Below are 5,880 nucleotides of genomic sequence, written 5' to 3' on the forward strand. Positions count from 1 at the left end.
CTGTTCGCCCTATCCACATCACTGCTGCTATGAACTTTCTGTTGTCCTTTGCACTCCTTCCACTATCCCCTTTCTTTCCGGGTAAACTCTCCTTTATCCTTTCCCATTGCTTATCTTTTAAGTCGTATAACATCCTTAGCTTCTCTCAAAAATTGTTATTATAACTCCTTTCTTTTTGAATGTCTACACTACCTAGTGAAAAAATAGGTGTTATATCACCGATTATGCAAATTAAGATGTTGTTTTACTACTTTTTTATATAGTATCCATTAATCAATAAACCACTTAAAACCTATTTCTGACAGCCATTTTGCCGTCAAAATTGCCTATGTTCCTCAGATATATACTGCCCGTAATAGTCCAAAAGTGATAAGATCAGGGTTTATGGTAATGAACATCATGAAAAAGCTAATAGATTTCTTGACAAAATCTATCTATAATAAATGTTCTACTTGAATGAAAAGTTTTGCAGATTGATGTTTTATTTTCCAAGTACAAGATTAAGGCGTAGACGTTTAAACAAATGGATTCGCAATTTAACAAGTGAAAACGACTTGTCAGTAAGTGATTTAGTTTTTCCTCTTTTTATCCATGATAAAAAAGAAACAACTATGCCAATTTCTGACTTACCTGATATTAAATGCTATTCAATAGATGGACTGGTATCAATAGTTAAAGAGGCTAGAGATTTAGGGATTAATGCTGTAGCAATTTTTCCTATTATTAACAGCAACTTAAAATCTGAAGATGCTAAAGAAGCTTACAATTTTAATAATTTAATTTGCAGGGCAATTCATACTGTAAAATCAAAGGTGCCTGAAATTGGTATTATTGCAGATGTTGCATTGGATCCATACACAACCCACGGTCATGATGGTATCTTAAGAAATAACCAAGTGGAAAACGATGACACTGTATCAGCACTATGCAAGCAAGCACTAGCCTTAGCAAAAGCAGGATGCGACATAGTTGCACCTTCTGATATGATGGATGGTAGAATAGGAAAAATTAGAAAAGCACTAGATGACAATAACTTTTATAACACATCAGTGTTATCCTATGCCGCAAAATATTGCTCTCACTTTTATGCGCCATTTAGAGAAATTGTGGGTTCATGTGAATTATCACATTCTATAGATAAAAGTAGCTATCAAATGGATTATAGAAACTCACGTGAGGCAATCTGTGAAATCGAGATGGATATAAATGAGGGTGCGGACTTTATTATGATAAAACCAGGCATGCCATACTTAGATGTTATCAAAACAGCAAGTGACAATTTTAACTTTCCTATTTTTGCTTATCAAGTAAGCGGTGAATATGCTATGATCAAAGCTGCAGCAAATAATGGTTGGCTAAATTATGATAAAATAATCTATGAATCTTTGATTAGCTTCAAACGTGCTGGTGCAAGCGCAATACTTACCTATGCTGCACTTGATATTGCAAAAAATAGCCTCCTGCAAAACAAGTGAAGGCAAATTGTCCAATAAAATCGGCAAGAAATCTCCAATTTACAAGATGTTAAAATTCTCACCTCAAGTTCACTACAGCATTTTTACCAAAATCTCTAAAATTTGTACTATATTCAATGCTGCACCTTTACGTAAGTTATCAGCCACTATCCACATATTTAACCCATTTTCCACAGTATCATCTTTCCGAATGCGTGATATATACACTGCATCTTCCTTCACAACGTCAGTTTGAGTTGTATATCCACCATCTTCACGTCGATCGTATAATAAAACTCCTTTATCTTCAGCATTATTAAATATTTCATATGCTAATTCTTCTGTAATTGGTTGATGAAATTCCACATTCACTGATACAGCATGACCAACAAATACCGGTACTCTTACACAGGTTGCAGTAACTTTAATCTCTTCCCCTAAAATTTTTTTTGTTTCTGCATACATTTTCCATTCTTCTTTGGTGTCGCCATTCTCCATGAAATCCCCTATGTGAGGAATACAGTTAAACGCTATTTGCTTGGGAAAAACCTCAGCCTTTTTGACTTCATTGATAAACATTTTTTTTGTTTGGTTATATAGCTCATCCATGGCTACCTTGCCTGCACCGGAAGTTGATTGGTAAGTTGAAGCAACGACACGCTTTATTTTTGCATGTTGGTGTAATAAATTAAGTGCTAGCAGCATTTGTATTGTAGTACAGTTTGGATTAGATATTATGTTATGATTTCTATACTCTTCAATTTTCTCTTGATTGATTTCAGGAATAATCAATGGTACACCTTCTTTCATCCTAAAGCATGAAGTATTATCTATCACAATGCATCCAGCATTTACTGCACGAGGTACATACTCTTGAGAAATTTGAGATCCAGCACAAAAAATAGCTACGTCAATTCCAGCCAGATCATGATCTTCCAGACATAGTACTGTTAACTCTGCATCACCAAAACTTATTTTCTTTCCTGCTGATTTTTTTGATGCAAGTAAAATCATACAATCTATCGAGATCTTTCCTTTATCTTGAAATTCAGCAAGTATGTTCAATACTTCACGCCCTACCTTTCCGGTAGATCCGATAACAGCAATTTTATATCCCATATTACAATTTTAAACTTATATTATACTCATTTTTATTAATGAAGTTTATAACTATTTTTACTAACCGTGAACCTGTTTTATAATAATGCACCTCTTCATCCCTGATAAATCATACACATATTCTTGAAAAGCTAACCCGTATAAAGGTATTAATCTATCGATATTGTTTTGATCTTCGCCTATCTCCAATATAGCAAATCCTCCCTTTTTAAGGCACTTTTTCAATATTGCAAAAATACTCACATAGCAATCCAATCCACTTATGCCACCATCAAGTGCAACTTTTGGCTCCTTCTGTACTTCAGCTTGTAAGGTTTTCAACTTATCTCTCTTGATATATGGAGGATTACTAATTACCAGGTCAAATAAACCCCTACATTCTGTCCATGAGCGTGGAAAAATTTTAGCTCTGCCCAATAGATTATGTTTTTTGACATTTTTGCAAGCAACTCTATATGCTCTTAAACTTTTTTCAAAGCCAATACCTATGGCATATTGATATTCACTCAATATAGATATCAGTAAACAACCAGTACCAGTACCGAAATCTGCAATTTTTAGTCTTTGTTTCTTATTTATATAGTATTTCAACACCGTTGAAATTATCGTTTCACTGTCTGGTCTTGGATCTAAAACGTCGCGACTAACTATAAAATCGCTATTCCAGAATTCACGCTTGCCTATTAGGTGCGATACTGGATGCTTTTTCGCTCTCTTTTTTATCAATTGCCAAAACTTTGATTCTTTGTGTGCTAAGACAAAATCATTATGGTTCATGATGATGAAAGATCTTTCTACACCCAACACATGCTGCATAATTATCTCACAGTCAAGATATGGTGTGTCTACTCCACTTGAAGATAAAAATTTTGATCCTTCTTGAATTAAAGTACTGACAGTTCTCACTAAAGAGATCTTAAAGATATTAAACTTTATTTTAGAGAAAAATCTGAGCAAAATCAAATGTAATAAGAATTGTTTCTTTATATAAAAAATAGTCAGGTCTTTTTTCCACTTCTTCTGGGTAAAATCAGCATATTATATAATTTATATTAGTAACGGTATTATGAAAACTTTAATGTTAAGTCTTTATAATATTTGTTACTATGGGTTTATATTGAGGTAACGTTATGAACCAAATTTTAGATACGATAAAGCATTTCGTATTATATATATCAAAAGTACAACTTAAAAATGCTACTGCGATAAAGCATTTCTTGCATAAAACAAAAACGCAGAAAGCAAATGCCACTGAGAAAAATCTTTATACTATTTTAAGGTTTAAAGATAAAGAAGATTTTGAAAATTGGACTAATCAGAGAAATGTAACTAACCAGGAGATTTGGCAATTATATGCTAGCTCTCTTGTAAAAGATATGGATCACCCAGAGAACAAAGGGATAGCAAGGAATATTATTGAAAACGTAGCTACAAATGCAGTAAAGAAAGAACCAGGTAATATAAACGATAAGGCCGGAAATGAAATAAAACAACAACTCAATGATCTGGAAAATAATAAAACGGCAACGCAAGCAAAGAAAAAAATCATAAAAATCCTCAGCGAGGTTGATGAGGAACAAGCACTTGCTGAACTGCAGGTAATAAAAAAGCAGGCTGAAGATTTTGTACAAGGTAAGTTTTATCAGGATAATAAGAAAGAATTCGAGAAACCTGGAACTGCAGCATCACTTTTTGTAAAAATGCAAGGTTATATCACATCACTAGAAAAATTAGCTGACAATAAAATTCTAACCCTATTATCAAAGCGAATTAGGACATTAAGCACAAAATATCCTAATTCGTCAGATGAGATGAATAATGCTATGGGAATACTAGCCAATAATGAGTTAAGGGAATTTTATGATAGAGGCATAAAGGATGGAACGCTGTCTCCTGTTATATCTTATGAAGAATGCAAAACTAAAATGGAGGATCTGATATATAAGGAAAAGCAGATACTAAAAGGAGACTTAAAAAAAGTAGAGGAGTTGATAGGAAGTATCACTGAATCAATCAGTATTATTAATGAAAAGAAACAATCAATTTTTCATTGCATAAATCATCAAAATGATTGTGTCAAAGAAATGGAAGGGAAAAGACACAGGTATCGATATTTTCAGCAAAAGATTGATATATACCAAAAAAATATCGATGAATACCAAAAAAATATCGATAAGTGTATCAATCCCATGCAACAAGTATTCGATAGTCTCTCACAAAAAACAAGAGCTACCAATGATATGATGGAATTTAAATCAATGATAGATAGCCTGCAAAAAAAACATCCAAGTGAAAAACGTGCACGTAAACTTTCAATTTTAACTTATTTATCAAACACACAAGATCAAATACGTAAGCTATTGGCAGATCATCATCCTGTGACAATGCATAGTCCTGCAACAAATCTTTCACAAACTAAACATGATCATCTGGCATGCAATCTAAGAGGTACTATCTAATTACTTTGCTAAATGCACAGTTAAATGATTGATTGTTTTTAAGAACCTGTCCTGAAATCATTTAAGTAGCTAAGCATAATGGCAATCATATTAAAGAAAATATTAGTCTTGGAGGTAAGAGGAGAATAGACCTCTTTCAAAATTGGAAAAGAGCAAAAAATTAGTATAAAATAATAAATTTAAAAGTATGAGATACAAAGAAGTTAAGGAATTAGACAACGAAAAATACCGGCGTCTAACAGGAGTAAAAAAGGCAACTTTCGAGAAGATGGTAGAAATATTAGATAAAGAAGATAGGTTGAAGAAAGCAAAGAGCGGGCGTAAAAGCAAGCTCTGCATAGAAGACAGGCTACTTATGGCATTAGAGTATTTACGTGAATACAGGACATATTTCCACATAGGTCGAAGTTATGGTATGAGCGAAAGTAACAGCTACAAGATAATTAGGTGGATAGAAGATACGTTGATAAAACATCCGGATTTTAAGTTACCAGGACGAAAAGAGCTGCTAAAAAGCGAGATAGAATATGAAATTTTAGTGATAGATGCAACGGAAACACCAATCGAGCGACCAAAAAAAAGCAGTAGACCCCCTGCGAAACAACATAAAGAGAGTTGCTGATAAAATCCGGTAAGGAACCCCAACCCGAAAGGGAGTGTTAAATAAACTGTGTCAAACCACATTTTTAGCTCAACTCAATTTTCAATCTTCCAGGAAAGAAAATGTCAAGCTGAGATATGGCTACTGCCCAATCATGCACAGGCATCGTCCATTTTTCCTCTGCCTTCTTTATAGCACAATATACCAACTTATACAAGGCATTTATGCTGGTAAATGAGCCCTTGGT

General features: G+C 33.6%; 4 protein-coding genes and 2 pseudogenes. 3 read left to right on the plus strand and 3 right to left on the minus strand.

Going from position 1 to position 5,880, the window contains the following annotated elements; translation table 11 throughout:
• Positions 1-476: 476 nt before the first annotated feature.
• Complete coding sequence (gene hemB / locus IC220_RS05830; protein WP_188153563.1) at positions 477-1,475, plus strand: porphobilinogen synthase; 999 nt, start codon at positions 477-479, stop codon at positions 1,473-1,475.
• A 72-nt stretch (positions 1,476-1,547) separates the two neighbouring features.
• On the opposite strand, the gene IC220_RS05835 is transcribed toward hemB, so the two are convergent.
• Positions 1,548-2,573, minus strand: coding sequence for an aspartate-semialdehyde dehydrogenase (locus tag IC220_RS05835; RefSeq protein ID WP_188153559.1), 1,026 nt, complete (start codon positions 2,571-2,573; stop codon positions 1,548-1,550).
• 60 nt (positions 2,574-2,633) lie between these two features.
• Entirely contained in the window at positions 2,634-3,479 is an 846-nt protein-coding gene (gene prmC / locus IC220_RS05840; RefSeq protein ID WP_188153560.1) for a peptide chain release factor N(5)-glutamine methyltransferase, read from the minus strand.
• Positions 3,480-3,703: 224 nt separating this feature from the next.
• Between prmC and IC220_RS05845 the strand changes: the two genes are divergently transcribed.
• Together IC220_RS05845 and IC220_RS05850 are read left to right on the plus strand one after the other, a co-directional pair.
• Positions 3,704-5,032 (plus strand): hypothetical protein, encoded by a 1,329-nt coding sequence (locus tag IC220_RS05845; protein ID WP_188153561.1) that lies wholly within the window; start codon positions 3,704-3,706, stop codon positions 5,030-5,032.
• 187 nt (positions 5,033-5,219) lie between these two features.
• A pseudogene (locus tag IC220_RS05850) lies at positions 5,220-5,621 on the plus strand (transposase family protein); the annotation flags it as partial.
• Between the two features lie 97 nt (positions 5,622-5,718).
• On the opposite strand, the pseudogene IC220_RS05855 reads toward IC220_RS05850, so the two are convergent.
• Positions 5,719-5,880: pseudogene (locus IC220_RS05855) on the minus strand (IS256 family transposase); the annotation flags it as partial.

Origin of the sequence: Wolbachia endosymbiont of Pentalonia nigronervosa, assembly GCF_014534705.1 — a bacterium.
Classification (GTDB): Bacteria; Pseudomonadota; Alphaproteobacteria; order Rickettsiales; family Anaplasmataceae; genus Wolbachia.